Annotated in this window: 3 protein-coding genes; 2 read left to right on the top strand and 1 reads right to left on the bottom strand. The window is 68.4% G+C overall.

Annotated elements, in window-relative coordinates:
- Positions 1–1745: signal peptide peptidase SppA (gene sppA, locus HUU95_RS14150; RefSeq protein ID WP_174280681.1), on the bottom strand; the 1745-nt coding region annotated here is incomplete at its 3' end.
- Between the two features lie 203 nt (positions 1746–1948).
- Between sppA and groES the strand changes: the two genes are divergently transcribed.
- Positions 1949–2236: a co-chaperone GroES gene (gene groES, locus HUU95_RS14145; RefSeq protein WP_174280680.1), complete on the top strand. Its 288-nt coding sequence runs from the start codon at positions 1949–1951 to the stop codon at positions 2234–2236.
- Positions 2237–2311: 75 nt separating this feature from the next.
- Positions 2312–2526 (top strand): TCP-1/cpn60 chaperonin family protein (locus tag HUU95_RS14140; protein ID WP_302480136.1); only part of this gene is annotated, 215 nt, incomplete at its 3' end.

Genomic DNA, 2526 nt, shown 5'->3' with positions numbered 1-2526 from the left:
CCCAGCGCCTGTGCCGCAAGCCCGCGCCGCTCGGCGGCGAGGCGGCTGAACGCGTCGCCGGCGGCATTGTCCTCCTCGTCGCGCTTGTCGGCGAGGCTGCGCGCGAGCTGGTCGGCCCAGCCCGGCTTCTTCTCCAGATATTCGGCATGGACCTTGGCCGGGTCGAGATGCGCGCGCCGCGCCGTCTCGGCGACCGCGTCGGCCAGCGTGCCGAACCGGTCGACCAGCCCCAGCTGGCGGGCGGAACCGCCGTCCCAGACGCGGCCCTGGCCGATCTCGTTCACCCGCGCGGTGGTCATGTGGCGGGCGGCGGCGACACGGCCGATGAACTCGGCATAGCCATGGTCGATGCCGGCCTGAAACAGGCGGTCGACCTGGTCGTTGGTGCCGGCATAGATATCGGGCTGCCCAGACAAGGGCGTGGTCTTCACCCCGTCGGCGGTGATGCCGATCTTGGCGAGCGTCTTCTCCAGCGTCGGGATGATGCCGAAGATGCCGATCGAGCCGGTGATCGTGGTCGGCTCCGCGAAGATGGCATCGCCGGCAGTGGACACCCAATAGCCGCCCGATGCGGCGACGCTGCCCATCGACACCACCACCGGCAGCCCCGCCGCCTTGGCCTGGAGCACCGCCTGGCGGATCCGCTCGGACGCCAGCGCCGAGCCGCCTGGCGAATCGACGCGCAGGACCAGGCCCTTCAGCTTCTTCTCGGCCAGGCCCTTGAGGATGTAGTTGGCGATGGTGTCGCCGCCGGCGCTGCCGGCCTCCGCCTTGCCGTCGACGATGTCGCCGGCGACGGTGACGATGCCGATCGCATCGCCGGCCGTCGGCAGCGGGTTGGCGTCGACCCAGTCCTGATAGGCGATCCGCTTGTACCAGCCGGCGGGCCTGGCACTGTCACCGCCGGCGAGCGCCGCGACCCGCTTGCCGAACGCGACCCGGTCGCCCAGATGGTCGACCAGTCCCGCCTTGAGGTCGGCGGCCGCGAAGTCGCCGCCCGCGGCGGTGGCGATGCCGGCGGCGTCGGCGAGGAACGGCGCGACCTGCGCCTTGGGCCGGGCCTTGGCGATCGCCTGCTTCCACGCCTCGAACAGCGAGCCGTACAGCGCGCTCGCCGCCTCCTTGGCTTCGGGCGACTCGTCGGCGCGCGTATAGGGCTCGACGAACGACTTGAACTTGCCGACCCGATAGACGTGGACGTTGACGCCCAGCTTGTCGATCAACCCCTTGTAATAGAGCGACGATCCACCCGGGCCGGTGAACAGAGCCTCGCCCATCGGGTTCATCCAAATCTCGGACGCATAGGCGGCGAGGCGGTAGCCGGAGTCGGTATAGCCGCTGGCATAGGCGAGCACCGGCTTGCCGCTGGCGCGCACCCGGCCCAGCGCCTCGCCGACCTCGTTCACCGCCGCCGGATAGCCGCCGCCGAACTTGTCGAGGTCGAGCACCACCGCCTTGACGCGGCCGTCGTCCTTGGCGGCGTCGATCGCGCGGACCACGTCGCGCAGGCGATATTCATGCGCCGTGTTCTGACCGGAGGCGGCGGCGAAGGGCGACACGTCGGCGGGCTGCTCGACGATCGGGCCGTCGAGGTCGAGCACCAGCGCACCGGCCGCGATCGACTTGGCCCCATGCCGGGCATTGAGCGCCGCGAACACCAGGCCGAAGAACAACAGCATCGCGCACAGCACCAGCGCATCCTTGATGCCGACCAGCAGCCTCCATGCCCCCCGAACCAGCTTCACTTGCGCGTCTCCTCCGCTTCGTGCGCCAAGAGCTAGGCCGCTGTGCCCGGCCGGTCAAATGCCGGCCGCGTCGCCGCCAATGCGGATCGCTCGCTCGCCACGTCTTGACCCGGCCGCCGGTCGCCCTCATATGCCCGGCGTGGCACTCGCAATGCGTGAGTGCCAAATATCTGTCACATTCCACCTGAAGAGGGACATCAGCAATGAACTTTCGTCCGTTGCACGACCGCGTCCTCGTTCGCCGCGTAGAGGCGGAGGAGAAGACGGCCGGCGGGATCATCATCCCCGACACCGCCAAGGAGAAGCCGCAGGAGGGCGAGGTCGTCGCCGCCGGCACCGGTGCCCGTAACGAGGCCGGCGAGATCCATCCGCTGGAGGTCAAGGCCGGCGACAAGATCCTGTTCGGCAAGTGGTCGGGCACCGAGGTCAAGGTCGACGGCGAAGACCTGATCATCATGAAGGAGTCGGACATCCTGGGGATCGTCGGCTGACCTTCACGCACCGTATGCAATCCGCGTCGGTGCGACTTTTCGTGACTTTCCACTCCATCTGAAAGGGTAGCCATCATGGCAGCCAAGGACGTCAAATTCTCGCGTGACGCACGCGAGCGCATCATGAAGGGTGTCGACATCCTCGCCGACGCCGTCAAGGTCACGCTGGGGCCGAAGGGCCGCAACGTCGTGATCGACAAGTCGTTCGGCGCACCGCGCATCACCAAGGACGGCGTCACCGTCGCCAAGGAGATCGAGCTCAAGGACAAGTTCGAGAACATGGGCGCGCA

This window comes from Sphingomonas bacterium (assembly GCF_903643065.1).
In the GTDB taxonomy this organism is placed as follows: Bacteria; Pseudomonadota; Alphaproteobacteria; order Sphingomonadales; family Sphingomonadaceae; genus Sphingomonas.
The sequence above is the reverse complement of the archived record's forward strand: the minus strand, read 5'-3'. Positions and strand labels throughout refer to the sequence as shown.